At 65.0% G+C, this 14559-nt stretch carries 14 protein-coding genes and 5 pseudogenes; 8 read left to right on the top strand and 11 right to left on the bottom strand.

Annotation, left to right across the window (positions count from 1 at the left end):
* The first annotated feature begins 495 nt into the window (after positions 1–495).
* Positions 496–849, top strand: coding sequence for a hypothetical protein (locus L6E10_RS33505; protein ID WP_236224157.1), 354 nt, complete (start codon positions 496–498; stop codon positions 847–849).
* A 202-nt stretch (positions 850–1051) separates the two neighbouring features.
* Here the strand turns inward: L6E10_RS33505 and L6E10_RS33510 are convergent, their stop codons facing one another.
* From L6E10_RS33510 to L6E10_RS33520, 3 genes are all read right to left on the bottom strand, one after another.
* Positions 1052–1417, bottom strand: coding sequence for an ANTAR domain-containing protein (locus L6E10_RS33510; RefSeq protein ID WP_236224158.1), 366 nt, complete (start codon positions 1415–1417; stop codon positions 1052–1054).
* Positions 1418–1423: 6 nt separating this feature from the next.
* Complete coding sequence (locus L6E10_RS33515; RefSeq protein WP_236224159.1) at positions 1424–1840, bottom strand: hypothetical protein; 417 nt, start codon at positions 1838–1840, stop codon at positions 1424–1426.
* 455 nt (positions 1841–2295) lie between these two features.
* Positions 2296–2754 (bottom strand): hypothetical protein, encoded by a 459-nt coding sequence (locus L6E10_RS33520; protein ID WP_236224160.1) that lies wholly within the window; start codon positions 2752–2754, stop codon positions 2296–2298.
* Between the two features lie 197 nt (positions 2755–2951).
* On the opposite strand from L6E10_RS33520, the gene L6E10_RS33525 reads away from it, so the two are divergent.
* Positions 2952–3287 carry a hypothetical protein gene (locus L6E10_RS33525; protein WP_236224161.1) on the top strand — a complete coding sequence of 112 codons (336 nt, stop codon included), beginning with the start codon at positions 2952–2954 and terminating at the stop codon, positions 3285–3287.
* A 262-nt stretch (positions 3288–3549) separates the two neighbouring features.
* Positions 3550–4767 (top strand): acyl-CoA dehydrogenase family protein, encoded by a 1218-nt coding sequence (locus L6E10_RS33530; RefSeq protein ID WP_236224162.1) that lies wholly within the window; start codon positions 3550–3552, stop codon positions 4765–4767.
* Between the two features lie 172 nt (positions 4768–4939).
* Here the strand turns inward: L6E10_RS33530 and L6E10_RS33535 are convergent.
* The 7 genes and pseudogenes from L6E10_RS33535 to L6E10_RS33565 form a co-directional block, all read right to left on the bottom strand.
* Positions 4940–5099, bottom strand: a pseudogene (locus tag L6E10_RS33535) (ISL3 family transposase); the annotation flags it as partial.
* 32 nt (positions 5100–5131) lie between these two features.
* Positions 5132–6296, bottom strand: a pseudogene (locus L6E10_RS33540) (IS3 family transposase).
* A gap of 67 nt (positions 6297–6363) precedes the next feature.
* Positions 6364–6636 (bottom strand): annotated as a pseudogene (locus tag L6E10_RS33545) (transposase); the annotation flags it as partial.
* 104 nt (positions 6637–6740) lie between these two features.
* The gene (locus tag L6E10_RS33550; protein ID WP_236224163.1) at positions 6741–6890 is read right to left on the bottom strand and encodes a hypothetical protein; all 150 of its coding nucleotides are present in this window, start codon (positions 6888–6890) and stop codon (positions 6741–6743) included.
* Between the two features lie 11 nt (positions 6891–6901).
* Positions 6902–7168 carry an acyl carrier protein gene (locus L6E10_RS33555; protein WP_236224164.1) on the bottom strand — a complete coding sequence of 89 codons (267 nt, stop codon included), beginning with the start codon at positions 7166–7168 and terminating at the stop codon, positions 6902–6904.
* The gene (locus L6E10_RS33560; protein ID WP_236224165.1) at positions 7165–8595 is read right to left on the bottom strand and encodes a class I adenylate-forming enzyme family protein; all 1431 of its coding nucleotides are present in this window, start codon (positions 8593–8595) and stop codon (positions 7165–7167) included. Before L6E10_RS33560 ends, L6E10_RS33555 begins: the two co-directional genes overlap by 4 nt.
* On the bottom strand, positions 8592–9665 hold the full coding sequence (locus L6E10_RS33565; protein WP_236224166.1) for a ketoacyl-ACP synthase III family protein: 1074 nt from the start codon (positions 9663–9665) through the stop codon (positions 8592–8594). Before L6E10_RS33565 ends, L6E10_RS33560 begins: the two co-directional genes overlap by 4 nt.
* A gap of 788 nt (positions 9666–10453) precedes the next feature.
* Between L6E10_RS33565 and L6E10_RS33570 the strand changes: the two genes are divergently transcribed.
* From L6E10_RS33570 to L6E10_RS33585, 5 genes and pseudogenes are all read left to right on the top strand, one after another.
* Positions 10454–10636: a hypothetical protein gene (locus L6E10_RS33570; RefSeq protein ID WP_236224167.1), complete on the top strand. Its 183-nt coding sequence runs from the start codon at positions 10454–10456 to the stop codon at positions 10634–10636.
* An 11-nt stretch (positions 10637–10647) separates the two neighbouring features.
* Complete coding sequence (locus tag L6E10_RS33575) at positions 10648–10962, top strand: hypothetical protein (protein WP_236224168.1); 315 nt, start codon at positions 10648–10650, stop codon at positions 10960–10962.
* Positions 10956–11408, top strand: coding sequence for an aromatic amino acid lyase (locus tag L6E10_RS40495; protein ID WP_275677250.1), 453 nt, complete (start codon positions 10956–10958; stop codon positions 11406–11408). Before L6E10_RS33575 ends, L6E10_RS40495 begins: the two co-directional genes overlap by 7 nt.
* Positions 11409–11469: 61 nt before the next feature.
* Positions 11470–11900, top strand: a pseudogene (locus L6E10_RS40500) (aromatic amino acid lyase).
* 237 nt (positions 11901–12137) lie between these two features.
* The gene (locus L6E10_RS33585) at positions 12138–13484 is read left to right on the top strand and encodes a cytochrome P450 (RefSeq protein ID WP_236224169.1); all 1347 of its coding nucleotides are present in this window, start codon (positions 12138–12140) and stop codon (positions 13482–13484) included.
* Between the two features lie 320 nt (positions 13485–13804).
* Here L6E10_RS33585 and L6E10_RS33590 read toward each other — a convergent pair.
* Positions 13805–14291 (bottom strand): annotated as a pseudogene (locus L6E10_RS33590) (adenosylhomocysteinase); the annotation flags it as partial.
* Positions 14292–14559 lie beyond the last annotated feature (268 nt).

A 14559-nucleotide genomic window follows, 5' to 3' on the forward strand; every position in this document is an offset into this window, starting at 1 on the left:
GCACGGCTACTTCCAACGGCCCTTTGGCCCTCTGAGGTTCCCCCGGTAGCTCGGAGACTTTCAAGCATGGTCCGATAGGACCTGAAGGGAGTCGTCCGTGGCAGCACCGAGGAAGTACCCCGATGAGCTGAGGGGCTCGTGCGGTCCGGCTGTATCGGGAGTCGGATCCGAAGCCGGTGATCCGGCGGCTGGCCGAGCAGCTCGGAGTGCATCACGAAGCACCAAGCGAGATATGTCGATCTTGTGTGACCTGCGTATCTGCACGTATCTCACGGTGGTGGCACCATGATCAGTCTCAGTTGTCGTGTCACTTCCTCCGATGCACCGCATCACGCGTTGAGCCTCGCCGAGGCCGTGATCCGCTGCGTTCGCGGTAACGCCTCGCGCAGGTCCGGCCGACCAGTCCAGCACATCGGTGCTCGGTAAGCGTGGATTCGGCTGGTGTTTCAGCGTGAGCGTGGAAGGCAGGTGAGGACTTCCGTGAGCGCATCCAGTGTGAGCGAGGTGATCGCGTGGATTCGTGAGCAGATCGCGCACGACAGGGCGCGTGCTGAGAAGAAGGGGGCGGAGCGCCGAGACGGCGGTCGTGACGTGAGGGACGTGCTGGCGATCGCCGACGCGCATGAGGCGCCGCTGGTCTTCCTTGAGTCCAACGTTCGGTCCACCATCGGGCTCGACGCCGCCAGCGGGGCCGACGTCATCAACGAGATGTTTTGGGCGTTGAGCGGCAACACCTTGCTGAGGCACGTCGCCAGCGCCTACCGCCACCGATCCGGCTACGACCGGCCGCAGTGCTCTTGGCCGGCGCCGAGAGCAGGTGACGATCCAGCTCAGCGCTACCGTCGCTGACGTCGAACTCCACCAGCGGCGCCTCAAGCGCCTGAAGGTTCAGGAAGAATGACTCGGTGGGCGAGACAACGTTGACGTCTTCGAGAAGTGCGTAGGCCTGGCACCGCCGTGGGCTGCTCAAAAGATGTCGCCGACAGGGGTCATCCGGCCGATACCGCATGGATCACAATTCACGCGATCTAGGGATGCGGCCGAGAGGGGCTCAGGAGCGGGCGACTGAGTCGAGCAGACTTTTGGCGATGTCGCGGAGTTTGATGTTCTCGCGCTGTGAGCGTTGCACGAGCATCGCGAACGCTTTGTCGGCGGTGCAGGAGTGCACGGCAATCAAGACGCCTTTAGCCTGGTCGATGACGGCCCGGGAGACGAGTGCCTGTTCCAGGCTGCTGATGTGGTCTCGTGAGCGCTGGTGGCGTTGGGCGCTGGCGATCGTGGCCGACGCTGTGGTGGTGAACAGCCGCATGAGCCCTTCGTCGAAGGGGTCGAAGGCCGCGGCGGTATAGCTGTAGATGTTGAGTGAGCCGAGGTGCTGCTCTTGGGTGGATTGTGAGGAGGGCAGCAGCACCGGCACGGACAGTTAGGCGCGGATCGCCTGCTCGGCCGCGGCTGCCTCAAATTCCGGCCACTCCTCGAAGTGCTCGCCGACGACCGCCCGCACTGCGCGCAGGGTGCGTGCGGCCTCGAAGCACGGGCCTCGGTTGGCGCTGTACTGCTTCTCGTCGACCTCGATCAGCCGGGGGTTCGTGGCGGCCGCGGTGCGTGGCTGCGCCAGATCCATCAGCGACACCGTCACCGCATCCGCGTCCGGGATCGCCCCGCTGGCGGTGTCGGCCAGCCGCTGCAACGCGGTGTCGAGCGGCTCCTCGTCGGTGAAGAAGTTCCGGAGCACCGTCAGCGCCTCGGCGGTCTCGTCGAGTCTGCTCAGGGCATCGGGACGGTAACCCTCATCTGGCTTGGCCGGGGACATCTCGGATGCATGCGTTTCGTCAGCCATGCCGCGGCACCTCGTGGTTCAGAGGAACTGATCTGCGGCGCCACTGCTTGACGTCGTCAGCGCACGGTACGCAATGATCAAGACATAACTGTGCGGCCGTCCAGCCGCAAGCGAACCGGGACCGGCGCGGGGAGCTGCAGAGTTTCAACTTCCCCACGCCGGAACCGGCCGGTCCGCTCGGAAGCGGCCTACCGAGTTCACGCGCACGTGTCCGGCGCTCCGTCAATACCCAGCCGACGGTGATCCAATCCTGCGCAGATCAGTACGAAGCCGCGCAGTACTCGATCCCGGCGGTTGTGCCGAACTCCTCGCATGCGGAGGCCGACATGGCCACCGATCGTCCCGCCCGAGCGTGTGCGGGCCTCCACGAACAGGTTGCACACGCCTGCACAGGTCGGGACCTACCCCCAGGTAGTTCCGCGGCCGGCCCCAACCGATGCCCATCACGTGGTCGGTCAGTAGTTGAACGACACGATCGACGTGGGCGAGCAGACGTCGGGCCGAGCGGACCTGTCGACGCAGACCTTGATGACCGCGCGGGCCGCCGTCGCGTCCGAGCGCAACCTGGCTGACAAGGGGCCACTGGCCGTGTCGTAGGTGCGCTTGGACTGCACAGTGGAGGCGTACTGCCACCGACCCTGCTTCCAGAAAGTGAACTGCACCTCGACGTAGGCGTCCCAGCCATCGGTGTACTTCAAGTCCGTCCAGTTGGCACCGACCGTTGCGTAGACACCACCGTTGTTGGCGAAGTCGCCCCACGCGGCCGCGGCAGACGTGCCGTCGGTCTTCGCGTAGATCGGCCCCCACTTCTTGCCAGCCGCGTGCGCGGCCGGCGCCATCACGGTTGAGGCCAGCACCGTCACGCACGCCAATGCTGCCGCGCCGAGCATGCGCCGCAAACCCGTTACCGCCATGATCCCTCCCAAGATCGATCGCGTGGCAGATATGCCACGAAGCAGCCTGGCAGCGACTCCGCGCTTCCCCCGGCAAGACCATGCCCGTTCACCCGAATAGACCACGGTCTCGTGCCGCTCAGGCCGCGGCCACCTTGATGGCCTGTGCGAGCCAGCCCACGCAGACCTACAGCCCGCCGCTCACCTTGCGCACGCAGATGACCGAAATCGACGCGGACGTGACCTACAGCAGCTGTATCGGCGGTCCGGTGACAGCCGGAACCGCAGCCGTCACCAGCACGGCACAGGCCAGCTGCCTGCTTAGCGGCTCGTCCACCGTCACCCAGCAGACCAGCTGGAACAGCGGTGCGACCAGCACCACCACGGGCGACACCATCGCCACCCGGCCCCTGGGACAGACGATCGTCGTCACGCGGGGAACCGTCACGGCCGGCCTGTTCGCGGACGCCCAGTTCACGCAGACGGTCATCTTCGTACACCCCGATCCCCTGGCCTGCTCGGCCACCGGAGTCGCACCGTCAACGGCCCCCTGACGATCACGTTCACCGGCTGACCGATCTTCGGCCGACATACTGCCGAGTAGTTGCCGACAGGTACGCGACGTTCCGGCTCATGTGAAAACTGATTGCGGCGAAATACCGTGATTGAGTGCTGCGTCGCCGAAGTAAGGAGTCGCGCCGGTGCGCTTTCGCGTGGAACGGGAATATGTTTTCACCGATTGGGTCCTGTCGCGTGATCTGTGTTCTCGATACGAAGGACATGCCGTAGACCCGCATACGTGATCGGAGCCCCCTTGTGACCGCGTCCGCGCAGCACACCTGGACCACCGCCGCGACCACCGCCGACGAGTGGCTCGACCGCGCCCGGGAAGTGGCCGTCGTGCTGGCCGCCAACGCCGTTGCCCGCGACCAAGCCGGGGCCACCCCGTACGCCGAGGTGGCGTTGCTCAAGGACTCGGGTCTGGTCACCTTGCTCGGACCGGCCGAGCACGGCGGTGGCGGACAGGACTGGACCACCGCCTACCGGGTCGTTCGCGAGGTCGCCGTGGGCGACGGTTCCATCGGCCAGCTCTTGGGCTACCACTACCTGTGGTTCTGGACCGCTCGCCTGATAGCCACTCCCGAACAGGTCGCCGCGGTGCAGGAACAGGCCACCCGTGAGCGCTGGTTCTTCGGCGGCGCGGTCAACCCGCGCGACAACGACCTGGTGGTGGTCGACGAAGGCGACGAGCTCGTCTTCACCGGCCGCAAGTCCTTCTCCACCGGCAGCAAGGTCTCCGACGTCACGGTCCTGGAAGGAGTGCTGGAAGGCACCGACAAGCACGTCTTTGCCATCGCCGCGTCCCACCAGGACGCCATCGTGTTCAACGACGACTGGGACAACCTCGGCCAGCGGCTCACCGAGAGCGGCAGCGTCGAAATCCGCGGCGTGCGCGCACCCTGGTCGGATGCCTTGGGTTACGTCGACAAGCAGTTCCAGCCGCGGGCCTACAACAGTCTCAACGTACCGCTGATCCAGTTGGTGTTCACCAACTTCTACCTCGGCATCGCCAAGGGCGCCCTCACCACCGCCGCCGCCTACACCCGCGACCGCACCCGCCCCTGGCCCTACGCCGTCGACGTCAAGGAGACCGCGGTGCAGGAGTTCCACGTCCTGGACACCTACGGCGACCTCCAGTCCAAGCTGTGGGCCGCCGAAGCCCTGGCCGACCGCGCCGCCACGCTGATCGAGGCGATCAACGCCCACCCCGACACCGTCACCGAACGCCAACGCGGCGAAGCCGCAGTCGTCATCGCCGCAGCCAAGCAACGCGCCATCGACACCGGCCTGGAGATCGGCACCCGCGTCTTCGACGTGACCGGCGCCCGCGCCACTGCCAACACCGTCGGCCTGGACATCTATTGGCGCAACATTCGCACCCACAGCCTGCACGACCCCATCGCCCACAAACGCGCCGAGGTCGGCCGCTACGCACTGCTGAACGAACTGCCCGAACCCACCTGGTACACGTGACCGGCCCATCCTGCTCGTGCCCAGGCGGGTGCCGAGGTTGCCCAGCACGGGCAGCTGGACTGGTCCGTCCTGCGTCATCGAGCCGGACATCTCCGGGTTCGCCGACTTTGTGGTCACCAGCGCGCCGCCGCACCAGACCGACGTCAAGGTGCCGGCATGAACTCGGCAACCCCGTTCCGAGAGCCACGCCGAGGTGGCGGGCGCAGTCGAGCAGCCCGGCCCTTGGCCGAGCAGATCGTGGACCTTGTTCCAGCGTCGCGCGTGATCTGCTCATGAATGCCACCGGGGCGGTGCGGGTTGATGGTGGCCGAGCATCGGGCGTGCGAGCGGACGGGTCTGCTGCACGAGTAGGTGACAGCGGTAGTCACGCAGCCTGACTGGCTGGCGTGGCCATGATTGTCTCGTATTCGATAGGGGTCAACCGGCCGAGGGCGGCCTGGCGTCTGCGGCGGTGGTAGGTGCGCTCGATCCAGGTGACGATCGCGATCCGCAGTTCCTCGCGAGTCGACCAGGAACGGCGGTCGAGAACATTGTTCTGCAGCAACGCGAAGAAGCTCTCCATAGCGGCGTTGTCACCCGCCGCGCCCACCCGTCCCGTCGACCCGGACAGGCTGTGACGCGCGAGCGCACGGACGAATTTCCTTGATCGAAATTGCGATCCGCGGTCGGTGTGGACCACGCAGCCGGCGACGTCACCGCGGCGGGCGAGGGCGTTGGTGAGCGCGGTGACGGCGAGCCGGGACTTCATCCGGGAGTCGATCGAGTAGCCGACGATCCGGTTGGAGCAGGCGTCCTTGACCGCGCACAGATAGAGTTTTCCTTCTGTGGTGCGGTGTTCGGTGATGTCGGCCAGCCATAGCCGGTTGGGCGTGGTGGCGGTGAAGTCGCGGCGGACGAGGTCGTCGTGGACCGGCGGGCCGGTCTTCTTGCCGTTGCGGCCGCGTTTCTTGCCGAACGCGCTCCACCAGCCCATCGACGAGCAGATCCGCCACGCGGTCCGATCCGCCATCGACTCACCGGCGTCGCGGGCTTCGTCGGCAGGAACCGGTAGCCGAACTCCGGATCGTCGCGGTGGGCGTCGAACAACGCGTTCGCCCGATACGCCCGCTCGAGCTCGGCGGCGGTGACCGGCGCGGCCAGCCACCGGTAGTACGGCTGCCGAGCGATTCCGAGTACCCGGCACGTCACCGCGACCGGAACACCGTCCGCGGCCAGCTCCGTCACGAGCGGGTAGAGCCTTTTCCCGGCAGATTCGCCTGCGACAGATACGCGGTCGCGCGACGCAGGACCTCGTTCTCCTGCTCCAGCAGCTTGATCCGCTTGCGCGCCTCGCGCAGCTCGGCCGAGTCGTTCCTGGCCACGCCTGGCTTGAAACCCTCGTCGATCTCGGCCTGGCGCAGCCACTTGAACAACGTCATCGGGTGCACCCCGAAGTCCTTCGCGATCTGCTCGACCGTCACACCGGGCTCACGGTCACGGGCGACCCGTACGACATCGTCGCGGAACTCTTGAGGGTAGGGCTTGGGCACAGAGACATCCTCCCAGCTCGCCATCACGGCAAGCCAACTCAGATGTCACCTACTCGTGCAGCAGACCCTTGAGTTCCGCGAGCAGGTTCTCGTGCAGCCGTTGCCACACCCCGGCCTGATGCCAGTCGCGCAGTCGCCGCCAGGCGGTCATGCCGGAGCCGAAGCCGAGTTCCTGGGGCAGGAACTCCCACGGGGTCCCGGTGTAGAGCACGAACAGGATGCCGCACAACACCTTGCGGTCATCCAGCCGCTTACGTCCCGGATGATCCGCGCGACGCGGCACCACCGGGAGCAGCGGGAGCAGCGGTTCGATCCGCGTCCACAACTCGTCGAACACGATCCAGGTAAGCTAGCTCACCCTTCCTCACACCAAGGTCAACACACCGATGATCGACAGTATTCCAAGATCATTCTGTTAGGAGTTCTAACTCGGGTTGAAGAAAACTACTTGCGGTCGGCGGCCAGGCGGCCGTCGAAGGCGATGTCGAACGCGTTGAGCAGGTCTGTCCCGCACACCGCGGCCAGTGCAACCGCGACGACGGCGTCACGAGGATCGCCCACCACAGGATCCGGCACCCTCAGTGGCATGAACATCACCGGGACCTTCAAGGACGGCTGCTCGCACGGCGCACCTTTCCTCCACAGCGCTCAATCTCCGTCATCAACCTGCTGTACATCTCTCGCGCAGTGCGCCCGCCGATGACCGCGTCGAAGTCAATTTGAAGGGAGGAGCCGACTCGCTGCTGAAGCTTGTGCACCAGCCAGACTAGGAACAGAGAATCGAGGGCGACCTCGGCATCGGCGTCGAACTCCTCGACCGATTGCCCGAGGATATCCGCGATCAGGGTCATGACGTCCTCCTCGGTGATCACGTCTGGTCCTCGGCCGGATGCACGCGAAGCCGCTTTCCGTTGGCGTTGCGGGGAAGGTCCACTCCTACATGGATGCGCTTGGGTATCTTGAAGTCGCTCAGCCGCTCCCTGCACCACCTGACCAGTGAATCGGCAGTCAACGACGCGTCACCGGTCACATGGGCTTCGAGAACTGGACCTGGTGCGGCTTGCCCGGCGGCAACACCGTGCACGAGCAGTGCGTCGATCACCTGGGGATGCTCGCGCAACACCGCCTCGACCTCGGTGAGATCCACTTTGAGCCCTCCGACGGTGACCACCGAGTCGGTACGTCCCATCAGCCGCAGCTCACCGGATCCGGGGTCGATTTCACAGCGATCGAAGGTGCGCAACCAGCCGTCGGTGTAGCGGTCGTCGCGATCACTGCGCAAATACGGCGACCGGTCCACTTTGATGTACAGCTCGCCGTCGTCGCACCTGCCCTCGACACCTGGCAGCAGGCGCCCGACAGCAGGTGGTTGGCAGGCGCCGGTGAGATCGGAGGCGATGGCACCGACCTCACTCATCCCGTATATCTGCCCCAGCGGAACGCCGAACCGGTGGTAAAACCGCTGCCTGATGCCGGCGGACAGCACGTCGCCGCAGGAGATCGCAAGCCGGAGCACGGAAACGGGGTCCGTACCCGTGGCTTGGCTGAGGAGCGCGAAGTGGGCGGGCACACCCAGGATCGCGTTGACGCGTGATTCGCGGGCGCGCCGAACGAGTTCGTCCGGTTGCAGGCTGTGCGGGAAGACCAGCGTGGCGCCCACGTTGAGTGCGTGCAGCACACCGCAGGCAAGACCGAAGCCATGCACGGGTGACGCCAGCAGGAAAGCCCTTTCGCCGGTCCTGACCATGCCGGGGTTGCGCGCGTGCCGGTCGAGGTCCGCCATAAGGTGTCTGGGGGTCCGCCCGATGAGCTTGGGCGTTCCGGTCGTGCCGGAGCTGCACAGCACCAGACAAACGTCGTCGTCCGTGCGCACGCCGCTGGCTCGGCTTTCGACGGTGAACTGACAGGTGTCGTGGAACGGTTTCAAGGATTCTGCGGATGTCTCTGCGGAGATCGTGTACTCGGCACGGGTGTGCTCAAGGATGCGTTCGATCTCCTGTGGTTTAAGGCGGGGGTCGAGCAGCACGACCTGGCTGCCCCGAGACCACAGCGCCAATAGCAGCCACACCACCGTGAAACTGGGCGGACATCGCAAGGCCACCGTGCTGTTCACGCCGATGCCGTGATCGGCCAGTTCCCGACTCAGACCAGCGACCTCCTGACGGAGTTGTTCCCAAGTGACGTCCGACCAGCCAGACGCCCAGAGCTGTTGTGCGGGCTGCCGATCGAGCAGGTTCGCGCCCCACCACGCACCCTCGCGGGACGGCGGCGTGTCCGCTGTCGTGATTGGCCGACTCATGACACGCTGCCGTCCGTGCCTGGCATTTGGACCACGGCGGTCGTCCAGGTCCAGCCCGCACCGACGCCCGCCAGCACGGCCACGTCACCTGGACGCAGCATCTTCCGGTCGAGCAGTTCCGTGGCATTGGCAATCGGATCACCTGCGCCGAGGTGTCCGGTATGTGTGCCGAATAGCACAAGCTCCGCGTTGGGCAGTCCCGCGAAAGCTCCGTCGTACATGATGTCGAGCAGCATTTGATCGATGCGGGGCACCGTGACGAAGCGCAGACGAGGGTCGTCGGGCCGGATGTCCGCATGGGCGAGCGCCTGGTGAAGGCTCCGTTCCACTCCCGCCCGCATGGCAGCAATTATGACTTCCGGCTTGTGCGGCGGCGCCGTTGGCGCGCTCCCGGCGACCCCGGCAAGCACGGCGGTGTCGATGAAGGCCTTTTCCCACATGGGCGCTGGAGTGAAGTCCGGTTCACCGCGGAACAGCCACTCCATGGACGGCGACGACGAGGTCTGCGCGATCGAGAGCAAGCTCAGATCATCGGGGGTGCCGTCGGCGCGGTGCAGCAGGGCCGCGGTGGCACCGTCGCCGAAGCCGCTGGCGCCTCCCTTCTCCCAGCGCTTCCAGCCAGGTTCGCAGAACCGGTCCGCAGTGGTCACCAGAGCGAGTTGCACCGTGGGGTCCGCAAGCAGAGCCGTCGCCGCGAAGTACATGCCACTCAGGCCACCAGTGCAACCTTGCTGCAGGCCAACGAGGTGCACCTGCTCTCCGGCGCCGATCTGGTCGGCGATGTAGTGGGCGACTGGCCAGACGTCGTGTCCCTGGTGGTACAGCCACGCGTGAATGAGCAGGTCCACGCGACCGGACTCGCAATCCGCTTTCTTCAGGCATTGTTGTGCTGCTTTTACCGCCATCTCCGGCGGGGCGAGCGCGTTGGAGACGGGCAGCGACTCCACTCGCAGCGATGGCCCACCGTTGCGCAACGGCGTCGGTGCCACCGACTCCTGATCCGGCAGAACCGAATCGTCCGGTAACCACGTCGACAGGGCTTTGATTCCGATTCGACCGTTGATTTTCATGTGTCCCCTCCTTCTCTATGAAGCAGCGCCTCGGACTTGTTCAACCGCAAGACTTTTGCGTTCGGCCGCTCTGCGCGATCACGCATAAGCTCGCCAGTGTCGTCGTGCACACTGAGGCAACAGCCGGACACGACGTTGGCGTCTCCGCAACTAATACGGGTCAAGTTCACCATCGCCATTCGGAGATCAGTGGTCCAACCGGGCATGTTCTACCTTCGAGTCAGCGGGAAGTTCACACTTCCCAACTCTCAAGAACACATTAGACCACTTCGCGAACACTTTCCGCCATACCACAAGCCACAGCAAGCCGAGGCGATCGGAGAACAGCGTGATATTATTCCTATTCACCTCTCCCGATGTGTTCTCAGCAACCCTCACGACATTGTCGGGGACTCCTGAGGGCAGGGCGTGGATACAGCGACATCACCTCAGCTCACCATCATGGTAAGTCAATTCAGGTGTCGCCTACGGTGCAGCAGACCCGTCACACCCGTAATCCAGCAATTGGCCACCGGCAACGCCCTCATTTCCACAATCGGCACTGATCAGCAGTTCCCGGCTGCTTGAGGTTGGAGGCATGCCAGTGGTGATCGCTTGTGCCTGTTCACTCCAGCTCAGGCGAGTTTGCGCCCCGGAGGGCGAAATCGCCACTATCCGTTCCACCCTTTGGCACGGCACCGTTGCAGCGCTGGCTAAGCTCTGATTTTGTCGAGCAAAGGACAGCTACAACCGAAGGACGCCACACGTGACGATCTTCGACCTAAACGACGACCGCCACCACGCTGGACGTGACCGTCACCGAAGGAGCCACCCTCGCTCGGCACCATCTACCGTCGTTGCGCACCGAGGTTCTGCTGGGCCGCATCGATTTTTCACCTGTCTTCGATCTCGTCGTGGATCTGCCCAGCCTCCACAGCGTCTACAAGACCATGGACAGCAGGACCATCGCCAAGCCACTGATCTCGAAATGAAGGGATGGCGAATGCCGGACCTCAGCCCGGCGCCGCCGGCCTTCTCCGCAGCGGATCGGCTCAGCACGAGGATCCTCGAACAAGCCGTCGATCCGATCGACGTCACCATGGAGGCGACCACCCCCGACCGAGTGGCAGCGTGCCGGACCTTCATGGTTGGACGGCTAGCGGCCGATGACTCGATCTACGGCAGCAGCAGATTCGGCCTGTCGGTTGCCTTACCGGGACACGGTGACAGCAACGGGCAATGTGAAGACGTGCTGGCTCATCTGCCCGCGGCCAAGGCCGCGATCAACCGCTTCCTGTCGTTCGCGCCACGATGCTGACGCGGTTGTGTTCGCTCGTGTGCGGCCACTCCGGTGTGTCGACGCGGGTCATCGACGCCTTGGCTGGTGCACTGCGGACGTCGTTCGCCTTCGCTGTCCCAGAACTCGGCTCAGTCGACGCAAGCGGTGACCTCGTTCCTCCGGCCCACGTGGTGAAGGCGTTGCGCGGCTTTGGCTTCGCCTATCACACCGGTGCGCGTCTGGCTGCAGACGTGGCGCTGACGCGAGCCGAGCCCGGACCACTCGCCCTCGGCGGCCGGGGCGCAGTGGCGTTGGTCAATGGAACTTCGGTCACCTCCGCAGTTGCAGTGCTCACACTCGCCAAGTTGCGCCGCGGTGTTGTCACGGCAATACACCTCACTGGTGTGCTCACCGATCTGCTCGGCCGTACTCAGGACGTCCTCTCCGCCCCGCTGCTGAAGGCGTTCGGGTACCCCCGCCACTGAACATGCCGGTTGGGTTCTACGACGACAACTCAAAGGCGCGGCACCGAGCGGGCACCGTCCGCTGCAGGATCCGTATGCAATCCGGTGCACCCCTCAGCTGGTGAGTGCGGCGCGGGCCAGTCTGCCGCACGCCGGCGACGTGATCGGATCTCAACGGAGTGAGCGACCCTTGTTCTTTCCCGAGTTCGACGAGATCGCGCACGGAGGGAACTTCTTCGGGCAGTCGATCGCCTTCGCCGGAGATCTCTCCGTGGTCGCGATGCAACTCGGCAACCTCGTCGAACGCCAGCTCAACCTGCTGGTTGATCCGCATCGCAACGGCGGCCTTCCCCGATGTTGTCCATCGCCCGAGCTTGGCAGGACGGTGTTCAAGGCGTTCAACTCGCCGCCACGGTGATCGTTGCCGTCACGCGCCGTGCCGCGACGCCGGCCAACGTCCAGAGCCTGCACACCAATCTCCACAACCAAGACATCGTCCCGTTCGGCACATAGGCGGCGTTGAATGGCTACCACCAGGCGGAATCCCTGCGACTGGTGCACGGCTCGCCGGCCGTGGCCCTGCGCCAAGCCGCTGACGTCGGGAAGCGAACACCGACAGCAGCCGGATACGCCAGGGCTTGCCGTCGTCGTGACGTCGATTGATCCAGATCGTCCTCTTGACACGGACGTCCTGCGCGCCGCTGAACTCCTCGATCGTGCCGCAGACAAAATCAAAGAAAGGAAGCTGATATGACCAGCATTGATGAACAGGCGAGCCAGCTGACAGAGATGATCCTCATCGAGATCGCCGACTTCGTGGAACTCTTCGAGGAGACCTTCGACTTGCCCAGCGCGAACGGTTCCGCGGCGCCCGCGTCGACGAAGACCACGTCGTCCCGATGGCACGACCTGCGAGCACTCGGCTTCACCGCTGACCCGTACAAGGTGCTGAAGGCGGTTCGGGAAGGCGGTCCGGCCAAAGTAATCGGTACGTTCGGCGGTGCGAACGTCTGGTTCGTCACCCGGTACGATGATGCCCGTAAAGTGCTCGCGCACCCCCACGTGAGCAGCGACATCTTCGACGCCCCGCTTCAGGTGAACCGAGCTGACGATCCGCGCGTCAGGATTCCGGACGATGGCTACCACGCCAAGAACATCCCGCTCGCCATGGAGGACGAGCGTCACGTCCGCATCCGGCCGCTGTTGGTCAAAGCCCTGAACCCCAGCCGTGTTAACGCGTTGAAGTCCTTGGTGGAACAGACCGCGAACCGGCTCGTCCGCGATCTTCCCGTGGGCGAACCGGTGGACTTGCACGCCCGGTACGGGGTTCCGCTGGTCGCGGAAGCGCTCTCCGGCCTCCTCGGCATCCCTTCTGACACGCCGCGCGAGTTCCCCCGATGGAGCGATCTGCTGAACTTCCATATGCTGGACCCGCAAGCCGCTCGCTTGGCAGGGCGCACACTCTACGGGTTCTGCGCTTCTCTCATGGAGAGTAAGCGAGAGAACGCAGGTGACGATGCGCTCACCGACCTGTGTCACGCGCGGGACGAGGGGATCCTGAGTGACTTCGAGATGCACGGCCTCGTGGTGCTGATGCTACACGCTGGCCAGGAGGCACACGCCGCACTGACGAATGGCTTAGTTGGGCTGCTCCGGCATCCGGACCAGTTGAGTGAGGTCCTCAACGACCTGTCGTTGCTGCCGGCCGCCATCGACGAGCTGCTGCGTTATGAGGGCCCGCTGCGCCTGACATTGCCGCGTCACACAAATGCACCGGTTGAACTTGAGGGGGTGACGATTCCTCCGCGGGAATACGTCCTGGTGTCGTTGTCCGCGGCCAACCACGACGCCCAGCGGTTTGAGGAGCCGGAACGCGTCGACATTCACAGGAGTGATGCGAAGAGTCATCTGGCGTTCGGGCATGGCATCCACCGATGCCCCGGTGCTCGGCTGGGTACGATGGTGGCGCAAGTCGGCCTCCACGCGTTGTTCACCAGGTTCTCCTCCGTCCGCTTCGCCGATCCGATCGCGCAGGCACCGTGGCGTCCAAGCATGTTCCTGAGGCGGCTGGAGTCGCTTCCTGTCGTGCTCGACTGAGGACTGTCGTGAGCGTCCCTGCTTTGATGCTGCCGAACCTTGTCCATCCTCATGATCACGTGCGTTGTTCGAGGGGTGAGGATGGGGCGGGCGTAGTAGGTGACCGGTCGGGGCTGGTGCGGGCTCGGGTGAGGACGCACCAGCGCTTCAGTGTGGCGATGTCGCGTTCGACCAGGCAGCGAACGGCGGAGTGGGCGCGGTGGCGGGGCGTCTTCCGCAGCGAGGTCGACCTGTTCTCGATCGAGCCGCTGTGCCAAGGACGTCCGCGCCGCGGTTGATGCCGTCGATCAGCAAGTGGCGGATGTCGTAGCGGTTGTCGCCTCGTACTGGACGCCCTTGTGGACGAGCATGGTGGCGTCGCCACCGTCGTCCAGGATCATGTTCGGCCTTGCCGTCCGGCCAGGTCAGCATCTACTCGGCCGTCCACCAGTACTCCGGCAGGGTCTCGCCCTTCCAACCGAAGCAGGAGACGCCCTTGGGCTCCTCCTTCGTGCCGTGGGGGCTCACGACGACGGCTGCGGCCGCGTGGTCCTGCGTCGAGAAGATGTTGCAGGAGGCCCAGCGCACCTCGGCGCCCAGGCCAACCAGGGTCTCGATGAGGACGGCCGTCTGGATCGTCATGTGCAGCGAGCCCGAGATGCGGGCGCCCTTGAGCGGGTACACCCCGGAGTACTCGCGGCGGAACGCCATGAGGCAAGGCATCTCGTGCTCAGCCAGCCGGATCTCCTTACGACCGAACTCGTGGAGCGACAGGTCGGCCACTGCGAAGTCGATGCCGTTGCGGGTCTGCAACCGTTCCGCGGTCATTACCAAGTCCTCCAAGGCACTTCAGAGGGGGAACTGTCCTGACCGGACAGCCGGGAACACATCGACCTCTGCCGCGGCCTCCAGGCTTTGAACCGGTCGGTGAGCTGCGGAACTCGAAACGGTGTGACGGTGTGCATGTGGCCTGAGCATGCTGCGGGCGTGGATGCCTGGCTCGGCGCAATCAGTCGTTACCGGGACGTCTTCGATGACCTCGGTACTCGACCGGACCTGTACCTGGAGCACGGCCTGCGTCCCGGGGCCGATGCGG

The organism is Lentzea sp. CC55 (assembly GCF_021056325.1).
In the GTDB taxonomy this organism is placed as follows: Bacteria; Actinomycetota; Actinomycetes; order Mycobacteriales; family Pseudonocardiaceae; genus Lentzea; species Lentzea jiangxiensis.

Bases quoted from the DNA above. Each gene is read 5' to 3' on its own strand.
- L6E10_RS33560 (WP_236224165.1), bottom strand. From the start codon at position 8,595: ATGAGTCGGCCAATCACGACAGCGGACACGCCGCCGTCCCGCGAGGGT.
- L6E10_RS40495 (WP_275677250.1), top strand. From the start codon at position 10,956: ATGCTGACGCGGTTGTGTTCGCTCGTGTGCGGCCACTCCGGTGTGTCG.
- L6E10_RS33525 (WP_236224161.1), top strand. From the start codon at position 2,952: ATGACCGAAATCGACGCGGACGTGACCTACAGCAGCTGTATCGGCGGT.
- L6E10_RS33550 (WP_236224163.1), bottom strand. From the start codon at position 6,890: ATGTTCATGCCACTGAGGGTGCCGGATCCTGTGGTGGGCGATCCTCGT.
- L6E10_RS33520 (WP_236224160.1), bottom strand. From the start codon at position 2,754: ATGGCGGTAACGGGTTTGCGGCGCATGCTCGGCGCGGCAGCATTGGCG.
- L6E10_RS33585 (WP_236224169.1), top strand. From the start codon at position 12,138: ATGACCAGCATTGATGAACAGGCGAGCCAGCTGACAGAGATGATCCTC.
- L6E10_RS33565 (WP_236224166.1), bottom strand. From the start codon at position 9,665: ATGAAAATCAACGGTCGAATCGGAATCAAAGCCCTGTCGACGTGGTTA.
- L6E10_RS33575 (WP_236224168.1), top strand. From the start codon at position 10,648: ATGCCGGACCTCAGCCCGGCGCCGCCGGCCTTCTCCGCAGCGGATCGG.
- L6E10_RS33515 (WP_236224159.1), bottom strand. From the start codon at position 1,840: ATGGCTGACGAAACGCATGCATCCGAGATGTCCCCGGCCAAGCCAGAT.